The 18,243-nt window shown below is 37.1% G+C and carries 19 protein-coding genes; 5 read left to right on the plus strand and 14 right to left on the minus strand.

Going from position 1 to position 18,243, the window contains the following annotated elements:
* Window positions 1–489: 489 nt before the first annotated feature.
* The 3 genes from LRP83_RS17310 to LRP83_RS17320 are packed head-to-tail and all read right to left on the minus strand — an operon-like array spanning window position 490 to window position 2,779.
* The gene (locus LRP83_RS17310; protein WP_230497955.1) at window positions 490–1,227 is read right to left on the minus strand and encodes an amino acid ABC transporter ATP-binding protein; all 738 of its coding nucleotides are present in this window, start codon (window positions 1,225–1,227) and stop codon (window positions 490–492) included.
* A 12-nt stretch (window positions 1,228–1,239) separates the two neighbouring features.
* A complete protein-coding gene (locus tag LRP83_RS17315; RefSeq protein WP_230497956.1) occupies window positions 1,240–1,941 on the minus strand; it encodes an amino acid ABC transporter permease in 702 nt (233 codons plus the stop codon).
* Complete coding sequence (locus LRP83_RS17320; RefSeq protein WP_230497957.1) at window positions 1,928–2,779, minus strand: amino acid ABC transporter substrate-binding protein; 852 nt, start codon at window positions 2,777–2,779, stop codon at window positions 1,928–1,930. The genes LRP83_RS17315 and LRP83_RS17320 overlap by 14 nt, the downstream gene beginning before the upstream one ends.
* A 259-nt stretch (window positions 2,780–3,038) precedes the next feature.
* On the opposite strand from LRP83_RS17320, the gene LRP83_RS17325 reads away from it, so the two are divergent.
* The 3 genes from LRP83_RS17325 to LRP83_RS17335 all read left to right on the plus strand — a co-directional run bounded on the left by LRP83_RS17325 (window position 3,039) and on the right by LRP83_RS17335 (window position 4,972).
* Window positions 3,039–3,923: a YitT family protein gene (locus LRP83_RS17325; protein ID WP_230497958.1), complete on the plus strand. Its 885-nt coding sequence runs from the start codon at window positions 3,039–3,041 to the stop codon at window positions 3,921–3,923.
* A gap of 288 nt (window positions 3,924–4,211) precedes the next feature.
* A complete protein-coding gene (locus LRP83_RS17330; protein WP_230497959.1) occupies window positions 4,212–4,364 on the plus strand; it encodes an FbpB family small basic protein in 153 nt (50 codons plus the stop codon).
* Between the two features lie 80 nt (window positions 4,365–4,444).
* Window positions 4,445–4,972 (plus strand): D-glycero-alpha-D-manno-heptose-1,7-bisphosphate 7-phosphatase, encoded by a 528-nt coding sequence (locus tag LRP83_RS17335; protein ID WP_230497960.1) that lies wholly within the window; start codon window positions 4,445–4,447, stop codon window positions 4,970–4,972.
* A gap of 40 nt (window positions 4,973–5,012) precedes the next feature.
* Here the strand turns inward: LRP83_RS17335 and LRP83_RS17340 are convergent, their stop codons facing one another.
* The 6 genes from LRP83_RS17340 to LRP83_RS17365 form a co-directional block, all read right to left on the minus strand.
* Entirely contained in the window at window positions 5,013–5,714 is a 702-nt protein-coding gene (locus LRP83_RS17340; protein WP_230497961.1) for a response regulator transcription factor, read from the minus strand.
* Window positions 5,711–7,171: a sensor histidine kinase gene (locus tag LRP83_RS17345; RefSeq protein ID WP_230497962.1), complete on the minus strand. Its 1,461-nt coding sequence runs from the start codon at window positions 7,169–7,171 to the stop codon at window positions 5,711–5,713. The genes LRP83_RS17340 and LRP83_RS17345 overlap by 4 nt, the downstream gene beginning before the upstream one ends.
* A 17-nt stretch (window positions 7,172–7,188) precedes the next feature.
* Complete coding sequence (locus tag LRP83_RS17350; RefSeq protein WP_230497963.1) at window positions 7,189–7,926, minus strand: ABC transporter permease; 738 nt, start codon at window positions 7,924–7,926, stop codon at window positions 7,189–7,191.
* Complete coding sequence (locus tag LRP83_RS17355) at window positions 7,895–8,620, minus strand: ABC transporter ATP-binding protein (RefSeq protein ID WP_230498030.1); 726 nt, start codon at window positions 8,618–8,620, stop codon at window positions 7,895–7,897. Before LRP83_RS17355 ends, LRP83_RS17350 begins: the two co-directional genes overlap by 32 nt.
* 111 nt (window positions 8,621–8,731) lie before the next feature.
* Window positions 8,732–9,589 (minus strand): hypothetical protein, encoded by an 858-nt coding sequence (locus LRP83_RS17360; RefSeq protein WP_230497964.1) that lies wholly within the window; start codon window positions 9,587–9,589, stop codon window positions 8,732–8,734.
* Between the two features lie 151 nt (window positions 9,590–9,740).
* Window positions 9,741–10,772: a ThiF family adenylyltransferase gene (locus LRP83_RS17365; protein ID WP_230497965.1), complete on the minus strand. Its 1,032-nt coding sequence runs from the start codon at window positions 10,770–10,772 to the stop codon at window positions 9,741–9,743.
* Window positions 10,773–10,963: 191 nt separating this feature from the next.
* Here LRP83_RS17365 and LRP83_RS17370 point away from each other — a divergent pair, with 191 nt between their 5' ends.
* Both LRP83_RS17370 and LRP83_RS17375 read left to right on the plus strand, forming a co-directional pair.
* Window positions 10,964–12,805 carry an aldehyde ferredoxin oxidoreductase family protein gene (locus tag LRP83_RS17370; RefSeq protein ID WP_230497966.1) on the plus strand — a complete coding sequence of 614 codons (1,842 nt, stop codon included), beginning with the start codon at window positions 10,964–10,966 and terminating at the stop codon, window positions 12,803–12,805.
* A gap of 632 nt (window positions 12,806–13,437) precedes the next feature.
* On the plus strand, window positions 13,438–14,385 hold the full coding sequence (locus tag LRP83_RS17375; RefSeq protein ID WP_230497967.1) for a nuclease-related domain-containing protein: 948 nt from the start codon (window positions 13,438–13,440) through the stop codon (window positions 14,383–14,385).
* Between the two features lie 10 nt (window positions 14,386–14,395).
* Here LRP83_RS17375 and LRP83_RS17380 read toward each other — a convergent pair whose 3' ends face one another.
* The 5 genes from LRP83_RS17380 to flaG all read right to left on the minus strand — a co-directional run bounded on the left by LRP83_RS17380 (window position 14,396) and on the right by flaG (window position 18,186).
* On the minus strand, window positions 14,396–14,674 hold the full coding sequence (locus tag LRP83_RS17380) for a MoaD-like domain-containing protein (RefSeq protein ID WP_230497968.1): 279 nt from the start codon (window positions 14,672–14,674) through the stop codon (window positions 14,396–14,398).
* 1 nt (window position 14,675) lies between these two features.
* The gene (locus LRP83_RS17385; protein ID WP_230497969.1) at window positions 14,676–14,948 is read right to left on the minus strand and encodes a ubiquitin-like small modifier protein 1; all 273 of its coding nucleotides are present in this window, start codon (window positions 14,946–14,948) and stop codon (window positions 14,676–14,678) included.
* 104 nt (window positions 14,949–15,052) lie between these two features.
* A complete protein-coding gene (locus tag LRP83_RS17390; protein ID WP_230497970.1) occupies window positions 15,053–17,074 on the minus strand; it encodes a methyl-accepting chemotaxis protein in 2,022 nt (673 codons plus the stop codon).
* Window positions 17,075–17,242: 168 nt separating this feature from the next.
* Window positions 17,243–17,818, minus strand: coding sequence for a DUF6470 family protein (locus LRP83_RS17395; RefSeq protein WP_230497971.1), 576 nt, complete (start codon window positions 17,816–17,818; stop codon window positions 17,243–17,245).
* 17 nt (window positions 17,819–17,835) lie between these two features.
* Entirely contained in the window at window positions 17,836–18,186 is a 351-nt protein-coding gene (gene flaG, locus LRP83_RS17400; RefSeq protein WP_230497972.1) for a flagellar protein FlaG, read from the minus strand.
* Window positions 18,187–18,243 lie beyond the last annotated feature (57 nt).

Consider the following 18,243-nt stretch of genomic DNA (forward strand, 5'->3'; position numbering starts at 1 on the left):
ATGATTGCAACAGACTTAGTAAGTGTTGGTTCAAATAATGAACAATGAAATGAAGTATCTCTCAAAAATCCGAAACTGGATTTCCAGTGCTTTCCCTTTGAACACTAACTTTTTCGCCACAATGATGTGGCAAAACCTCCCTTTTTTCTATAATGTTATAGGTAGCGGAATCCATGTTGATTCCGTTATTTTTTTGCCTTCCTTTACTAATAATTACAATTTTGGTGGTTGTAGTGCTTTCATAAACGGGCATCTAACGAACCTTTAGTGACCGTTTTTTAGATTAATCTCCTAAAACGGGCATCTATCGGACCTTTAGTTACCGTTTTTCAGATTTTTTTCGTAAAACGGGCATCTATCCGTTTTTTAGTGACCGTTTTTTAGATTCCCCCCCAAGAATGGGCATCTATCCGACCTTTAAGTTGCTTTTCCATCCAAACCAAACAAAAAAAGACACCTTCACCATTTGATGAGGTATCTTGTTTATGTTTATTTTTCAATTAAACTTAAGAACTGTTTCGTTCGTGCTTCTTTTGGATTGGAGAAGATTTGCTCTGGTTTACCTCTTTCAACGATTACTCCTTGATCCAAAAAGAGAACTTCGTCTGCGGCTTCCTTAGCAAACCTCATTTCGTGAGTAACGACCACCATAGTCATACCTTCGTTTGCTAAATCCTTCATTACCTTTAGAACTTCGCCGACGAGCTCCGGATCTAATGCTGAGGTAGGCTCATCAAACAGCATCACCTTTGGATCCATCGCTAACGCTCTTGCAATTCCAACCCGTTGTTGTTGTCCGCCGGATAATTGAAAAGGATAATAATCCAACTTATCACCTAAACCTACTTTATTTAATAAAGCTTCCGCTCTTTGGCGCACAACGTCTTTACTTTCTTTTTTAACGGTAACTGGACCTTCCATAACATTTTCTAATGCTGTCATATGAGGAAATAGATTATAACTTTGAAAAACCATACCTGTTTGTCGACGGAAAGAAGCGACTCTTTTATTAGAGATGGGATTAGAAAAATCTAAGGTTTCATCATCAATTGAAATCACACCTTTAGTAGGTGTTTCTAACACATTTAGACAGCGGAGAAAGGTTGTTTTGCCAGATCCAGACGGACCGATTAACACGATAACCTTCCCTCGCTCAATTTCTAAGTCTAGACCTTTTAATACTTCAAGCTTATCAAATTGCTTATATAAACCCTTAACAGAAATCATCTATACTTCCCCCTATCTCGTAACATAACGGTCAAGTCTTACTTCTATCCTTTGTTGAATAATGGAAAGGATGAAGCAAATTACCCAGTAAATAAGTGCAGCCTCGGTATAAAGCAATAGCACTTCATACGTAGTTGCAACAATTTCCTGTGCCTTCCTGAACATTTCCGTTACTAGAATTGTTGAAGCTAGGGATGTATCCTTTACTAATCCAATAAAAGAATTCGATAAAGGTGGAATCGAAACTCGAGTTGCCTGCGGAAGAATAATTCTTTTTAAGTTTTGTGAATAGGTCATCCCAATGGAAGACCCAGCTTCCCATTGACCTTTTGGAATGGATAAAATGGCTGCACGAATAATTTCAGATGAATAGGCCCCAACACTCAACGAAAAGCCAATAACGGCAGCAGGAAAAGGATCTATCATGATTCCTAAATTCGGTAATCCGTAAAAAAGAATATACAGCTGAACTAATAGTGGTGTTCCTCGAATCGCTGACACGTAAAACCGAGCGATACCTTTAAGTATTTTTAGACTAGATATTCTAGCTAGTGCCGTTAAAACAGCTAAAATGATTCCAATAATAAACGAAATAATAGCCAGTGGTAATGTATAAAAAAGAGCTCCCTTTAATAAAGGGAGAAGGGAGCTTTCTGCAATTGAGATGAGCCTTTCCAGTTTTACTGGATCAGCAAAAATGCTATTTAAGTACATCTTCACCAAACCATTTCTTTGAGATTTCTAAGTAAGTGCCATCATCAATCATACCTTGTAAGGCTTTGTTTACTTCTTCTACCAGTGTTTCATTGCCTTTACGGAACATTAAGCCACTATGAGAAGCATCTTCAGAAGTAGCGACAATTTTAACAGGTGCATCAGGCTTTTGCTTTTTAAAATCTAGGAATGATAATTTATCATTAATCGTTGCATCGGCACGATTTTGTGCAAGTAATTCTATCGCTTGATTAAAGCCTTCTACTCCAATCAGCTCTGCTCCATAGGATTTCGCGATATCACCATAGTTACTAGTTAAAGACTGAGCTGATTTTTTCCCATTAATATCTTCGAATGCTTTAATGTCGTTGTTACTATCATTAACAATTAAAACTGCTGCAGAAGTGATATATCCTTCTGAAAAATCATATTTTTCTTGGCGGTCTGGACGAATCCCAACTTGGTTCGCAATCATATCAAAACGCTCTGAATCCAAACCTGCAAAAATGGCATCCCATTGTGTTTCCATGAATTTAGCTTCAACACCTAGACGCTCAGCCACTTCTCGAGCTATTTCAACGTCAAATCCTGTTAATTCACCTTTTTCATTATGGAACGTAAACGGTGGATATGTACCTTCAGTACCAACTGTTAATACACCTTCATCTTTAATCTCAGCAAGTAAATCTTGATTTTCGGAGGCATTTCCTTTGCCACCAGTAGCGTTTTCTTCTGTTTGATTATCTTGATTGTTTGCTTTATTTTCTGAAGTTCCGCATCCAGCAAGGATGATCATAAAACTTACTAAAAGGGCAAACATGATTGGGAATTTTTTCATTTTTCTAACTCCTTAAATTCATATAGATTTTGTCGGTATTATATTTACCTTCACTATCATATTACAGGCCATTCTATCTGTCAAAAGAAAAATCTTTGTCTTTTTCCATTCTGTTTGTTAGTTTCTCACAGACAAATGGAATAAATGTATATTATTTCAAAAAATAATAAACTATATTATTCGAATACGAATAAAGGTAATTAAATCTACATTTATGATAAAATGAATATAAAGTCACAAAAAATTTTAGGAGGGATTTATGACAGATCAAGCACTTTCTCATGCAAAACATAAAGGCTTAACTAAAGCAAAATTAGCCCAAAGAACCATCTTTATCATTTTCGGCGCCATTTTAATGGGCATAGGAATTGAGGAATTCCTCGTACCAAATAGGATTTTAGATGGTGGTATCGTTGGTATTTCCATCATTCTATCTCACCTTACAGGATTCAAACTAGGAATTTTCATCTTCGTCCTTAATATCCCATTTTTCTTTATAGGTTATAAGCAAATTGGAAAAACCTTTGCCTTATCCACCCTACTTGGAATTGCGGTCTTATCCGTTACTACTGCACTTTTGCATAATGTACCAGCCCTTACAGAAGATTTATTACTTGCTACTGTTTTTGGTGGAATTGTTCTTGGAGTTGGTGTCGGAATCGTTATTCGTTATGGTGGCTCTTTAGATGGAACGGAAATAATGGCCATCCTAATCAATAAGAAAACGCCTTTTTCCGTTGGCGAAATTATCATGTTTTTTAATGTATTTATTTTTGCAATTGCTGGGTTTGTCTTTGGATGGGATAGAGCAATGTATTCATTATTAGCCTACTATATTGCCTTTAAAACGATTGATATTGTCATAGCAGGATTAGATGAATCCAAATCTGCTTGGATTATTAGTGAACAGTATGAAGAAATTGGGGAAACCATTCTAGCACGACTTGGCCGTGGAGTAACCTATTTAAATGGTGAAGGTGCCTATACGGGCGACGATAAGAAAGTCATTTTCTGTGTCATTACTCGTTTAGAGGAAGCAAAATTAAAGGAAATCGTTCAAGAAATTGATCCAACTGCGTTCTTAGCGGTAGCTAATATCTCCGAAGTTCGTGGCGGTAGATTTAAGAAAAAAGATATTCACTAGCAAACTTGAAAAAGACATAATTCGTTTAAGTTATGTCTTTTTATATTTATTCTTAGTAATCCCCACTAGATCTCTTCATTTTTAGAGGCTCAACTCCCCTTGCATTGGCCATCTTCTATTAAACATTCACACAACTTTAATAAAGTTCTTACAAAAACAACCTCTTTAACACTTAAAATAATAATATTAAGACTATTTTAAAAAAGTGAAAAGTTCATTGAATTGTAATATATTCGACGTAAACAAAGTATTCACAGGGGTTATAATATAAACAAAGGAGAGATTCATATGAACAGACGATTACAAAGAAGCTTTTCCGAACTCGTTTCTAAAAATAAGCAAGAAATTGAAAAAGATCCAGCTGCTTTAGAACGGATTGAGAGGAAAATAGATTCCAAGCATTCAACCGAAAAAACTTCGATTAAAAAGCGGATTATATAGATGTTTAAGCAACCTTTAGGGTTGCTTTTATTTATTTTTGGAAAAAGTAATAGGTATGTTGATAGCTGGAGGAAAGCAAAATGAATCAAGCCATTTTTTTGGATCGCGACGGTGTAATCAATGAGGTATTAACAAGCAGAGTGAAATTTGTGAACAAACCGCATCAGCTATATTTGTTAGAAGGGGCAGCCGAGGCTATCGCTGCCTTCACTGACGCTGGATATGATGTTTATGTTGTTACGAACCAAGGTGGGGTTGGTTTAGGTTTTTTAAAGGAACGAGAATTACAGCGCATTCATCAACGTCTACACGAGCTTGTGGAAGAAAAGGGCGGGAAAGTTCGTGAAATTTCTTACTGTCCCCATAAGCCAAAGGCAGGTTGTGAATGTCGGAAACCAAATGCTGGGCAATTGTTTGATTTAGCACGAAAATATGATATTGATTTGCATCGAAGCGTGATGGTCGGTGACCATGAACGCGATATTGAGGCTGGGAAAAAAGCTGGTTGTAAAACGGTGTTTATCGGGAGGGAAGAAACAGCAGCCGATATTCAAGCTAATTCTTTATTTGAAGCCGTAAATCCAATCCTAAGCTTATTAGCAGAGTAAAAAACGCGCCATCCTTTAATGGATAGCGCGTTTTTGTATTTTATGTTCGGTCACCTTTAAATCGGTACCCAGCTCCCCATAACGTTTCAATGTATTGTGGGTTTGAGGAATCCTGTTCAATTTTCTCCCTAATCTTACGAATGTGCACAGTAACGGTGGATATATCACCGGTACTTTCCATTCCCCAAAGTTTTTCAAACAGTTGTTCCTTACTAAATACTTGATTCGGATTTAACGCCATAAAAGTCAAAAGATCAAATTCTTTAGTCGTAAAGGTGACCTCTTTATTATTAATAAACACTCTTCTTGATGCTTGGTCAATATACAAACCTCTAATAAAAATTTCCCTATTAACCGTTTGGGGCTGCCTCATCGATAGTCTTTCATACCGAGAAAGATGTGCTTTCACCCTAGCTATCATTTCATTTGGACTAAAAGGTTTAACTAAGTAATCATCGGCTCCAAGTCCTAATCCTCGAACCTTATCGTAGTCCTCTTTCTTTGCTGACACCATAATGATCGGAATATCCTTTTCAGCTCTTAGCCTTTTGCAAATCTCAAAACCATCTATATTAGGGAGCATTAAGTCTAAAAGAATTAAATCATATGGTTGATCCAGAGCCTGACGTAAGCCTTCATCACCTGTTAACACGATATCAACAGAATATCCATTGATTTCTAGGTAATCTCGCTCGAGCTCGGCGATGCTTTTTTCATCTTCTATGATTAAAATTCTTTTCATGCTTGCACCCCCTCTTTTGGGAAAATAATATGGATGGTGGTTCCCTTACCAAGTTCACTTTCAGCACGCAGATATCCTCCATGCTCTTCCATAATCATCCTAGCTATAGACAATCCTAGCCCACTCCCACCTGTCTGTATATTGCGTGACTGCTCAGCACGATAAAATTGTTCAAACACATTTGGAAGTGATTCTTTTGCTATTCCTGGTCCATTATCTGAAATGGATACGATAAATTCATGTGCGGTAGAAGTTAACGTTATCCTAACTTCACCCGCTACCTTATCCATATACTTTAAACTATTTTCAATAATATTAGAAAACACTCGTTTTAATTTTTCAGGGTCTGCCTCTATTTCATACAGTTTTTTTTCATCGTATGAAAAGTCAAGCTTGATATTTCTATTTTCAAACTCAAATGTGAGCTCCTCAACAAAATCTATCAAATAGTTTTTTATATCAAATTTAATGAAGTGAAAGGGTAGCTTTTTCAAATCGAGCTTGGAATAAAGAAATAGTTCATCAATTAAATGGTCTAAATCCACACTTTTTTGATAAATAGTTTGTAAATATCGTTCTTGCTTTTCGGCTGAATTAGCTACTCCATCTCTTATTCCTTCTACATAGCCCTTGATTGTTGTAATAGGCGTTTTCAAATCATGAGAAATATGAGCAATTAATTCTTTTCGGTTATGTTCGTATTGCTTCTGAATTTCGGTTGAATGTTTCAGTTGACGCCTCATATCCTCAAAGGAACGAGTTAATTGACTGATTTCATCCTTCCCCTTCACCACTAAGGCATCATCTAAGTGACCATTCCCTATTTTTTCAGCTGCCTTCTTTAAATGATTAATTGGTTTAATAATGCTTTTCGAGACATAGTAGGTTAATAATCCATTTGTAAAAATAAGAATCAAGATTAGCATAGCGAACATAATCGGGAAAAAGGTTCTCGTAAATTCAACAACAGGACTGGCATCTTTCAATAAGAAGATGGAAGCCTTTCTACCATCTGAACTAATAAAGTCTAACTGTTTAATGGAATACATATCTGACCCAAGTTTTTCAATATTATTATTCGTTGAAAGACTACCAAAGGCAGGTAAATGCTCAGTCTGTATATCCTTCGTCTCCTCGGAAGAATAGACGATTTCTTCATTTTTACGAAGAATCATAGATGTTTCTAATTCATCTAACCTTCCGGAGAGCGAATCTAGGTAGGTTGGCTGGACAAGCGTATTTGGGTCCATTATCGATTTTTCCTTTAGTTCAGTGAGGAATTGTTGATCTGGTTGAACAATTTTATGATATTGATGATTGGCGGGTAGTAGCTGACTGACCTCTCTTATATCTCCAATAAATAAAGTCACCATCAAAAGAGACGCAACTAGAAAGAGAATAATCGGAACAAAGATCATGGCAATATAGGATAAAATTAACCGATAGCGAATGGACATGTACTACTCACCTACCATTAAACTTCTTTTCTCTTAAACATATAATAACCAATGGATAAAAACAATGAAATAAAGGAGATCAGGTATATACTGCTTTGAATCATCCATGAATAAGACACATTTTCATTCCATAATTGGAACCAATCTAAGTAGGCAGTAGGAAATAGATAGAGGCTTCCAGGTAAAAGAAAGGGTAAACCGAACATCGCTAGGTAACTAAACATCCCTATCCCTACCGTTGCGGTACTACTTTTTACAAATTGAGTTATAAACGCTGCTAATACCGTAATCGCAAGTAATGGTAGCCAAGAAATAAGGGTGGAGAAGAATAATCTAGCTAGGTCACTCACCTGGAATTCATTGCGGAATAGAAGCAAACTTATAGCCGTTATCGTAAAAAACAAGATTAATTGTAAGAAGATAAGGATCGCCAGTGCTGTAATTTTTGAAAAATAGATTTCAGACCGTTTAATTGGACGAACAAAAAATAAGGTTCCTTTTTCTAGTTCACCTGCAAACAGGTCTGCAACAGCAACAAATGAAAACAATGGAATGACTATTATTACAAATCCCTTTAGCATGGCATAGCTCAAATTAACTGCAGGTAATATTAGCATATCGTTCGTGATGACTTTTTCTGTTGCTAAAAGAATGAGGAAGGGTAACAACGAAATTAAGAAGAAGTGAATTTTCATTCCCCTTTTAAACAGTAGCTTTTCTAGCTCATTGATTGTATTGATCTTTATTGTTTCCAAGTAATTCCCCTCCAATCTTAGCAACATAAACTTCTTCTAAACTTTGATATGTTGGTAGAGCGCCAATATCATGTAGCTCCCCTTTAATTAGAATAGAATAGCTGTTACATATTTTTTCTAATTCAGAGGTAAGATGACTTGAAACCAGAAAAGACACTCCGTCATTCGCTAGTCCTTTGATGAGATTACGGAACATGATCATACCGTCCACGTCAAGACCGTTAGCTGGCTCATCTAGTATGATGATTGAAGGATTTGATAGAAGGGCTGAAGCTATTCCTAATCGTTGTCTCATCCCCATAGAAAAGCCTTTTACTTTCTCATGTTTATAGGAAGTTAAACCAACTTGTTCTAGTACCTCATCTATTCTAGTGGAGGCAAGTGTTGGATAGAACCGGAAAGCAAGCTTTAGGTTTTGATACGCGGTAAGGTGATCATAGAGAGCTCCTGTACCAATATAAGCACCCACTTGGCTTAAGGCAAGTTTACAATCCTCATGAACCTTTTTTCCGAAAATCGAAACCTCACCTTGATCAGGAAACGCCAAACCAACCATACACTTCATTAACGTCGTTTTTCCCGCTCCATTCGGACCAAGTAAGCCCTTGATTTCACCACGATTGATTGAAAAATGTATCCCCTTAATGCCACGGTTATTTTTATATGTTTTCGTTAACCCAGTTACTTGCAACACCGTTTCCAATCCATTCACCTACTTTATTTGACTTGATATGCTTTTGTAGGAGACATCTTTTAGTCAGCTTTATACTGTCAAAACGTCCCCCACAATTGGAGCTACCCTCTATTAACGGCCGTGCTTTACTTCGATAATTTTTAGCTTTTCATTTGTGAGATCAAGAGGCGTTACTTCCGTCTTATTAACATTTGAAAGCTCAATTTCAAAATTCACAGTTAGAGAATGAGCTACTCCTGCTGCATCCTTCCCGCTCACAGTTGCTGTTACCGTTTGCTTTTCTACATAATTATCTGGATGGATATCAGCTGAGATCTCGATTCTCTGAATGACGATTTCATCCTTTAGTTCTGGTAGTGTTGGTTTAATATGGCGGAATTCTGAAGATTCATCTTGTTGATAGTCGTTCATCATCGCTGCATGCTTGACCATTAAAGAACTCACGACATTCGCAGCTATTGGAATTTCTGATTTAGAAAGCTTCAATTCTACTTCTTTGTTTCCATTCTTTTCTTCTTTTACGATGATCTTTTGTTGAAGGTTTTTAGTTAATACATCAACTAATTTTTCAAGATCCTCTTGTAATTCTTGACTGTGTTCTCCCATTTTACCGTGTTGTTTCCCACTAGACTCCATCTTATAGAGCTTTTCTTCCGCTTTCACATACCATTCGCCGTCCTGACGGAACATTTGCATAGAGCTTGTTTCAGATCCATTCGACATCGTTGTGCTACCATTCATTAAATTAGCATCACTGTCCGTTTTCATTTGGGTGTTGGATGTCATCAAGCTTTTTCCATTGTCCTCAAGCTTGAACTGCAAATCCATTGTCGTGCTACCAAGCTCATGCGTTTTTTTCAGTGCATCCTTATACATGTCATAACCAGATGTATTTGCCGAGATCGAATAGACACTTCCAAACATCAAGGCACCACTTACTCCAATGACTGCTAACAGTTTCTTGTTCATGATTTTGACCTCCTATTGGTTACTTACAACCATAGATTAACCAGGAAATCTGAACTGTGAATAAAGAAAAGCTTAATAAATTATTAAATCGTGTTTTTGTGACGGGAACGTGACGAAGGCTACCGGTTTGACCGATAGCCTTCGTTGTGAATTATGTCCCAATATAGCGGGAATAGTAGGATTTTGCTTTTACAATATCATTGGTTCCATGAATTAAAACACGGCCATCTTTAAAAAGCACCATGGAGATTTCTTCATCGGGAATAAAACGTAGCAAGTAATCATTTTGCTTTACTTGGCCGATTTTATGTAAACGGTCTGCCATTTTTGTAAAATCAAAAGACTGTTGATTCCGTGCGATGATTTGCACGGTATCCCGCCCACATAAAGTGGTGTAAGTAGTTGGATGGCTTGCTGATGTTTCTAGAAATTCAAAGTGATGCTGGACGCAGGTTGGGCATTTTGGATTTCTCCCTTGGCTAATGTCCATTTGTAAACTGGAGTTGTCCCAAATATCGAGTTGTTCTAGATTCGGATTGGTTGGGTTTCCAACTAATAGCTTTATAGCCTCTACTGCTTCAAAAGATCCAATGATATCGGTAATGGCGGAAAGTACCCCTACCGTGTCACAATTTTCGCCTAAGCCTATCGGAATCTCTGGAAACAAGCAACGATAACAAGGTGTTTTATCAGGAATGATCGTAGCAAACATCCCTCTTGAGCTTACCGCCCCACCATATACCCATGGAATATTTTGTTTAACGGCCACATCATTGATTAAATATCGTGTTAAAAAATTGTCGGTCCCATCGATAATTACATCAAAGCCTTTGAGAAGTTCTTCAGCATTATTCATGTTTAGATCGCCAATAATCGGTTCTAATTGGACGGTTGAATTGATTTTCTTTAATCTTTTTTCCGCGGCAACCACCTTTGGTAGCTGTTGTTTAGCATCCTCTTCACTATAGAGAGTTTGGCGTTGCAGATTGGATAATTCGACAAAATCACGGTCAATGAAACGGATATATCCGACACCTGAGCGAACGAGATGATTGGCAATGACCGTTCCAAGTGCCCCCATACCGACAATGACTGCACGACTATGTAGTAATTTTTGTTGTCCTGTTTTTCCAATCGGTTGAAATAGAATTTGTCGGGAATAACGTTCTAGCTCTATGCTCATTAGCTCACCTCTTATTAACCCTTTTAAAATAAATTATAACGTTTTTAGTAGGAATCTGCTCCTTAAAATTATTCACAATAGAAATAATATTAAAAATATAGAGGAATTTATAGGTAATGTAGCTAATATTTTATAAGAGTATAATTTTTTAAAACAACACTATTAATCCATGAAAGAGGTGTCGAATTAAGATGAATCTTGGGGGCTTTAAAAACAAAGAAGTTTTAGTAGACTTAACAAATGGCACAGTTGACTACAGACAAATCAATGAAGATGATGCAAGAAAGTACGTTGGTGGGCGTGGACTTGGTGTAAAATACGTCCTAGATAATGGTCCTGAAGTAGAGCCTTTATCCGAAGAAAACATTTTATGTATTATGACAGGTCCTGTTACCGGATCTCGCTCTTCTATGAGTGGACGCTTATGCGTTGTCACGAAATCTCCACTAACTGGTACTGTGACTGACTCCCATATGGGTGGTTGGACAGCAGCACGTTTAAAATGGGCTGGTGTGGACAATATCATTTTTAGTGGTAAAAGTGACAAGCCTGTTTATCTTTATATTGAAGATGGGCAAGCTGAGCTTCGCGATGCATCTGACCTATGGGGCAAAGGTACACGCGGAACGATTCAGGCACTTAAAGACAAGTATGGTGCTGAAGACCTTAGTGTGATGACTATTGGTCAAGCTGGAGAAAATAAAGTTCGTTTCTCGGGCTTCATGAATGAACACGACCGTTCAGCTGGACGCGGTGGTACGGGTGCGGTTGCTGGTTACAAAATGTTAAAGGCAATCGTTATTAAAGCTGCTCAAAAGGGTAACATGCCTGAAGCCAAAAATGCGGATGAGTATAAAGAAGCGAACAAAAAAGCGGTTAAAGCGATTTTGGAAGGCGGATTAACCGCTCCTAATAAAGGCGGACTTTCCGTTTATGGTACAAACGTGTTAACCAATTTAATCAATGAAGTGGGAGCACTTCCAACAAGAAACTCTCAAGAAACCTATTGGGCAGAAGCTGAAAAGCATAGTGGTGAGTGGGTAAACGAACATATCCGCACGACTAATAATACATGCCATGCTTGTCCGGTTGCTTGTAAAATTGAAGTTGAGGTTAAAGAAGGGAAATACAAGACGAAGGTTGAGAGCTTTGAGTTTGAATCTGGTTGGGCACTTGGTGCAAACAGTGGTTTAAGTAACTCTGAAGCGATTGCTTTCTTAATCGACCAATGTAATGAGTACGGTATGGACACGATTGAACTTGGTCATGCTTTCTCTACTACAATGGAAGCTTATGAAAAAGGCATCATTGACGAAAAGCTTGATTGGGGCGATGCAGATGCCATGATCGAGTTAACTCGTAAAATTGCATTCCGTGAAGGCTTTGGTGGCGTTCTTGCCGAAGGTCCTGCCCGTGCGACTGCGATCTGGGGTGCTCCTGAATTATCAATGGCCGTTAAAGGTCAATCGATTCCGGCGTATGACCCACGTGGAATCCAAGGTATCGGCCTTGGTTATGCGACAAGTAACCGTGGTGCTTGTCACTTACGTGGTTACACGATTGCAAGTGAAATTGCTGGAATTCCAGAACCAACAGACCGTTTAGTTCCTGAAGGTAAGGGTGAGCTTTTGAAAGTATTCCAAGACTTGTTCTCTTTCACTGACTCTATGAATATGTGTAAATTCTCTACTTTCTCAGAAGGTCCTGAGCATTTTGCTGAGCAATATAGCGCAATGACAGGTTTTGAAGTGACTGCTGAGGATATATTAAAAACGGGTGAACGAATCTATAATTTAGAGCGTTACTACAATAACCTAGCTGGCTTTGATAAGCGTGAGGATGATTTCTTGCCTAAGCGCTTTACAGAAGAAGCGGCAACTGGAAACAGTGCTGGTCATGTTAGCCGCATGGATATTATGTTGGATGAGTATTATAATGTTCGTGGTTGGAAAGATGGCGTTGTGCCTGTGGAGAAGTTGGTTGAGTTGGGAATTCTTCCTGCTGAGGCAGCTGAGGCTGGGGCGAAGAATTAAGTATTGATTATTAAACCCTCGTGATGCGCTTGCATTCGGGGTTTTTATTTAGTTTTTTTAATAAGAGGGAAAAATTATGATATAGTTGTAATTGAGTTCAGTTGTGTCGTGCATTCCTCTATTTACTTCCGTTTCGTTACTCCGTTATCTACTTCATGTAGTTTGAGAGAGCTTTCCTATTCCATAAATTTGAGTGTTTTAATTGCGTATATTTTTTAATCTGAAAGGAGGTGATATTTCTGGAAAGTCGGTGATTTGTGCTGAAAAGTCGGTGATTTTTTTCTAAAGTCGGTGATTTGTGCTGAAAAGTCGGTGATATATCGGAAAACTCGGTGATTTGTTCTAGAAAGTCGGTGATATTTTTCTAAACTCGGTGATTTGTTCTGGAAAGTTGGTGATATATTCCTAAACTCGGTGATATGGCATAAAAGTTGGTGATATATTTCTAACACAGCAATCCCAAGCTTATCCAAATCAATTATTCTTCTATAAAAACAGGAATCTTTTAGGCATTTTACGTCATAATACACACCTAAATCTTAAAAATCCTTCACTAGATTAATCTACCTCCCCCAAAAAACCATTGGAGTGATAATATGATTATTTTACCCAGAGAAATACCAAGAATTTTATTGAAAATTGAAGCTTTAATGGGGCGATTGCCTGAGAATCACCCTAAACTAGAAAACTTAACTAGAGACTATGGGAGAATAAAAGCGGGATACCAAGGTGAGAAGAGCTTAGAATACTATTTTTCATTAATGAATCAAGAAAAATATGATTTCTACCATGGGCTTAGACTTCAAAATAGTAATAGTGATAGTTTCTTTCAAATCGATACGCTAATCGTATCTGATGCATTTGTCCCATTGGTAGAAATTAAAAATTTATCAGGTACAGTTGTATATGATAAAAACACCAACCAATTTACCCAAAATAGCAAACCAATAATAAATCCCATCTCCCAAGTAAAATTGCAAAAATTACAGTTAATAGACTGGTTTCAAAAACATAAATTCCAACCTTTCCCCGTTGACTATTTAATTGCTATGGCAAATCCTTCTACGAAAATTGAAGCTCCTAATGGCAACCCAGAACAATTTTGGAAAATGTGTTATGGCCACGATTTCATCGATAAAATACAACTTTATGAAAAAACACATAAAATGCAAAATATTCCTATAAAAGAAAGAAAAAGACTGAGGAAATTATTATTAAAGTACCATACTCCTTTAGAAGTTGATGTTCTAAAAAAATACACGATATCTAAACAAGATATTATTACAGGAGTACGATGTCCCTTATGTCACTCTATTCCAATGATGCATTCTTATGGATCTTGGGAATGCCTCTTTTGTCATCATAAATCTAAAGATGCCCATAAAAATGCCGTAAATGATCACTTTTTTATTTTCGGTCCCACCATTACAAATAAAGAGTTTCGGGAACTTACTCATATTGAGTCACCACAATCCGCTAATAGACTGCTTACTACTATGAATCTCCAACATACAGGCTCCAATAAAGGGCGGATTTACTATGCAACTTGGTATCTTCCCTCAAATAATAAAAAGGAATAGCAAATAGTCGCTATCCCCCAACCCTAGTCGTCTTAAATCGATAACTTTTTATCAGTGAATCCAATTTCTCTTCAGTCTCAGCGCTAAACCTAATAAATACCGCATTCACCCGAAAAACAGAGGTAAACGCCAATTCATCTTCAGACAAAAGCTCACCTTTCCACCCATCCCCTTCATAAACAAAGGGAAAGACATCCGAATGCGTCACCAATCGCCCATCTAGATCCTCTAAATATTGCCCTAGTTGGGCGAGAGGGATTCCCCTGAACTCAAGTTCACGACTAAACATCTCACCCACCAGCCACTGGAGGGAAAAGTGCAAGCTGATCAGTCTCTTTTACCCGAGTTTCCAAATCCTCAGCATGAATGATATTCCTACCATTAATGTACAAATGAACAAATGGTTTCAGCTTCTTCTCTTCTGTATAGATCTCTTCTTTTAAATCTGGAAACATCTCAATCATTTTATCTAGTACATCCATTGCACGGTCTCCATTAGGATGGACTTCTACTGAAACACCGCCACATATAACTCGGAGATTTGCGAATACCTTAACCTGCATGTCAATCCGCTCCCTTCTATTATCAATATATTAAACTTAAAATTCAAAATTGTCACTCACCTAAACAAAAGAGGAACCTCCTAAGAAGCCCCTCTCTAACGATATTATTTTAATTTAAATCTCTTAATTTCGCTTTCCAATTGCTCTGACAGTTCTTTTAAACTAGAAGCTCGTCTTGTAAATGAACTCATGGTTGCGGAAATTTCCTCTGTTGAGGCCGAGACTTCTTCGGTAGCAGCAGCAGTTTGTTCCGATACAGCTGTGATACTATCCATTTCCATTGTGACTGTTTCTTTATTTGTTTGGCTTTCTTTTACAGAAACCTGTACTTCTTCTACTTTCCGAGCCAATTCGTTAACAATGGCTAGTGTATCGTTGAAGATGGTTTTCGTTTCGGTAACAGCCACATCTTGCTCAGTTACGGCATGATTCGTGCGATCCATTGCTTCAACTGCTTTTTGGACAACTTCTTGAATGCTATCAACAATTTGTTTAATTTCAACTGCAGATGCTTTTGATTGTTCAGAAAGCTTACGCACTTCGTTTGCTACAACGGCAAATCCTCTTCCATGCTCACCAGCACGAGCTGATTCAATAGAAGCATTTAAGGATAGTAGATTGGTTTGCTCTGTAATTTTTGTAATCGCTTCAATAATTGCATTAATTTCTTCCATCCTAGTCTCAACTTCTTTAACGATGGAAGCCACTTCATTTGTGGAGGATTTTGTTTCATTTGCTTTATCTGAAAGTAAGTTAACTTGTTCTAATCCTTTGTTACTTAGTTCCATCGAACGATTTGATACTTGGTTGATGTCCTGTGTGATATGAGAAATATCATCTAATTGAGTAGATAAGTCTCTCATTTGCTCAAAGCTCACATGGATATTTCTAGATTGCAAGCCAGCCCCTTGGGAAATTTCTTCAATTGCAGAGGCAACCTCTGATAATGAGGCATTTGTTTCTACCGTCATCATCGATAAATGTGCTGAAGTTTCTAAAACTTCTTTAGATGTTTCTTCTACTTTTTGAAGCGAAGTGGATAATTGCTCCATTGTTTGATTAAAGCTGTGACTCAATTCATTAAATTCATCATTTGTTTTTACAAATACTCTTGCGGTAAAATCACCTTTTGCTGCTGTTTCTAATGCTGTTTTAACGGCAAGTACATTGCGAGAGATTCTTTGACCAATTACAAATGCAGCAATGGCTGATAATAGACCAAAAACAAGCGTTAGAAGCCATCCTATTTTTTCAATTTTATTTGAACTATTCGTAATTTCGGACTTATCTTCTTCGGTTACAAATCTCCAACCGGTTCTTTCATTTGTCAAATAGGCTGAAAATTTCTCCTTACCACCTACGGTAAAATCCCCATAACCTTCTTTATTTTTCGAAATGTCGTCCCAAATGCTAAGTTTAGTTGCTAAATCTGAACCAATCTTACCTACATTTGGGTGGGCAATATAATTATCATCTCTGCCAATGATGGTCATATAACCCTTCTTACCAATTTTTATTTCTTTAAGTGACTCAGAGAATTTAAGAATACTTAAGTCAATTCCTACTACCCCTGTTACATTCCCTTCAAGATCGACTACGGCCTTTGAGATAGTTAATACCATATCACCTGTTCCATCATCCTGATATGGGTCACTATAAAAGGTCTCACCTTTCTTTTCTAACGCTCCTTTATACCATGGGCGTTCTGTTGGATCGTAATCTGCTGAAAGTTCCTGTTTTGGTGCAATGAGCATTTCCTTCTTAGGAGTTCCAAAATAGACTGATGAGTAGTCAGCAGAAGTATTTTGGGTACCCTGCATTAACGTTAATGCATTTTTAGCACTTCCAGGAATCTGATAAAATTTAGTAAAAAGTTCATTATGTGCCAGAAGTTTGATTTGATTGGATACCCCTTCTAAACGATAATCCAAACTCTTACTTGCTTGCTTTGTTACTTCGAATGTTGACTTTGATAACTCTTCTTCAATAATATTTTGAGTAATGGTATTTGAAATTATGGCGATGGAAAGTGTTGGGATTAAGGCTACAGCAGTCATACCTGCTATCAACTTCGTTCTTACACTATTCCATTTAAACAGGAATAACTTCTTCTTCTTTACTTCCATTTCAATCCTCCTTATCCATTCTTTTTGATAGGCAGTACATTCCCATCAAAAAGAACAATTTATTTTCCTAATATACTATTTTTATCGGATACTTTATCAAAATGTTTAGGCATTTTTTGATAGAGAAAGTTAGAAAGGAAGTAATGAAATATTTGGAAAAACAAGACATTATGTTTGTTGATTAATGTTCATTCCAACAAAATCAATTTGGAGCTGCTGCTTTTGCTGAAGGTATACCTCTGTTTTCCCAGGAGTGTAGTTGTGGACAACCTTATTTGGGGTAACTTGAATATCTGCTCCCCCTTTTTTCCAGTCAATATGTATTTCTACCGGTGTAAATTGTATTTTTACAGACCCTGGACTAGGAATAAATCCGATGTTAAAATCTGCTTTTTGTGGTAATACTTTATCTGTTATGATCCCAACTATTGCATCTGATTTATTCTCGATTTTTGCTAGTTGATCTCCTTCTTGAGCTTTTGTGCTGATATACTCTAGTACTGTTTCTCTACCATTTTGAGCACTTTCTTGTAGAATTGTAGGAATTGACTTGAAACCAAGATCATTCCAAAACTGTTCATCGTCTATTTTTAATTGAGATGGCCTTTTCTCGATTGACATTATAGCAGATTCCTGTTTAATGGAAAGATCGGCAGGTTTTTGTTGTATTTCTTGAACAGGTTGGGTAATTCTTAATCCTATTTGTGCATGTGTTTGTTGTAAGCGAATTTGCGGGAGTTGCATAATACACCACCTTGAAATTAAATCTTTCTATCTACTAATAATCCTAAATAATCGGTCATAGCTGCATACATATCTAGTAGTTTTTTAGAAGGAATCTCCTTGACCACTTCATTAGTCATATCATCAACAATGGCTACATAATATTCTTTTAAATCGTCATGAAATTCAAACTTTAAATGCGTATTGGATGCCTTTAAAAAATCATTCATGCTGCTAATGATTTTCTCAGTTTTTTCTTTTGATATGGTTTCTTGCTGTGTCTTTGACTGAGGTTGTTCTTTATTATCAGGGGAGATTTCTTTCATTTTGGGTATGCTTTCTACTTGTTTCGGTAATTGGTTATTTGAAGTAATCAACTTATCTAACATGTCATAAACCCCTTCTCAGTGTAATTATTATTACTACCTATATCGGTAAAATTGTGG

The organism is Pseudoneobacillus rhizosphaerae, from assembly GCF_917563885.1.
GTDB lineage: Bacteria > Bacillota > Bacilli > Bacillales > Cytobacillaceae > Pseudoneobacillus > Pseudoneobacillus rhizosphaerae.

What these genes read in the sequence shown, in the direction of transcription:
- LRP83_RS17340 (WP_230497961.1), bottom strand. Translation starts at nt 5,714, where the DNA reads ATGAAAAGAATTTTAATCATAGAAGATGAAAAAAGCATCGCCGAGCTC.
- LRP83_RS17360 (WP_230497964.1), bottom strand. Translation starts at nt 9,589, where the DNA reads ATGAACAAGAAACTGTTAGCAGTCATTGGAGTAAGTGGTGCCTTGATG.
- LRP83_RS17310 (WP_230497955.1), bottom strand. Translation starts at nt 1,227, where the DNA reads ATGATTTCTGTTAAGGGTTTATATAAGCAATTTGATAAGCTTGAAGTA.
- LRP83_RS17315 (WP_230497956.1), bottom strand. Translation starts at nt 1,941, where the DNA reads ATGTACTTAAATAGCATTTTTGCTGATCCAGTAAAACTGGAAAGGCTC.
- LRP83_RS17365 (WP_230497965.1), bottom strand. Translation starts at nt 10,772, where the DNA reads ATGAGCATAGAGCTAGAACGTTATTCCCGACAAATTCTATTTCAACCG.
- LRP83_RS17370 (WP_230497966.1), top strand. Translation starts at nt 10,964, where the DNA reads ATGAATCTTGGGGGCTTTAAAAACAAAGAAGTTTTAGTAGACTTAACA.
- LRP83_RS17335 (WP_230497960.1), top strand. Translation starts at nt 4,445, where the DNA reads ATGAATCAAGCCATTTTTTTGGATCGCGACGGTGTAATCAATGAGGTA.
- LRP83_RS17390 (WP_230497970.1), bottom strand. Translation starts at nt 17,074, where the DNA reads ATGGAAGTAAAGAAGAAGAAGTTATTCCTGTTTAAATGGAATAGTGTA.
- LRP83_RS17325 (WP_230497958.1), top strand. Translation starts at nt 3,039, where the DNA reads ATGACAGATCAAGCACTTTCTCATGCAAAACATAAAGGCTTAACTAAA.
- LRP83_RS17395 (WP_230497971.1), bottom strand. Translation starts at nt 17,818, where the DNA reads ATGCAACTCCCGCAAATTCGCTTACAACAAACACATGCACAAATAGGA.
- LRP83_RS17330 (WP_230497959.1), top strand. Translation starts at nt 4,212, where the DNA reads ATGAACAGACGATTACAAAGAAGCTTTTCCGAACTCGTTTCTAAAAAT.
- LRP83_RS17385 (WP_230497969.1), bottom strand. Translation starts at nt 14,948, where the DNA reads ATGCAGGTTAAGGTATTCGCAAATCTCCGAGTTATATGTGGCGGTGTT.
- flaG (WP_230497972.1), bottom strand. Translation starts at nt 18,186, where the DNA reads ATGTTAGATAAGTTGATTACTTCAAATAACCAATTACCGAAACAAGTA.
- LRP83_RS17320 (WP_230497957.1), bottom strand. Translation starts at nt 2,779, where the DNA reads ATGAAAAAATTCCCAATCATGTTTGCCCTTTTAGTAAGTTTTATGATC.
- LRP83_RS17380 (WP_230497968.1), bottom strand. Translation starts at nt 14,674, where the DNA reads ATGTTTAGTCGTGAACTTGAGTTCAGGGGAATCCCTCTCGCCCAACTA.
- LRP83_RS17345 (WP_230497962.1), bottom strand. Translation starts at nt 7,171, where the DNA reads ATGTCCATTCGCTATCGGTTAATTTTATCCTATATTGCCATGATCTTT.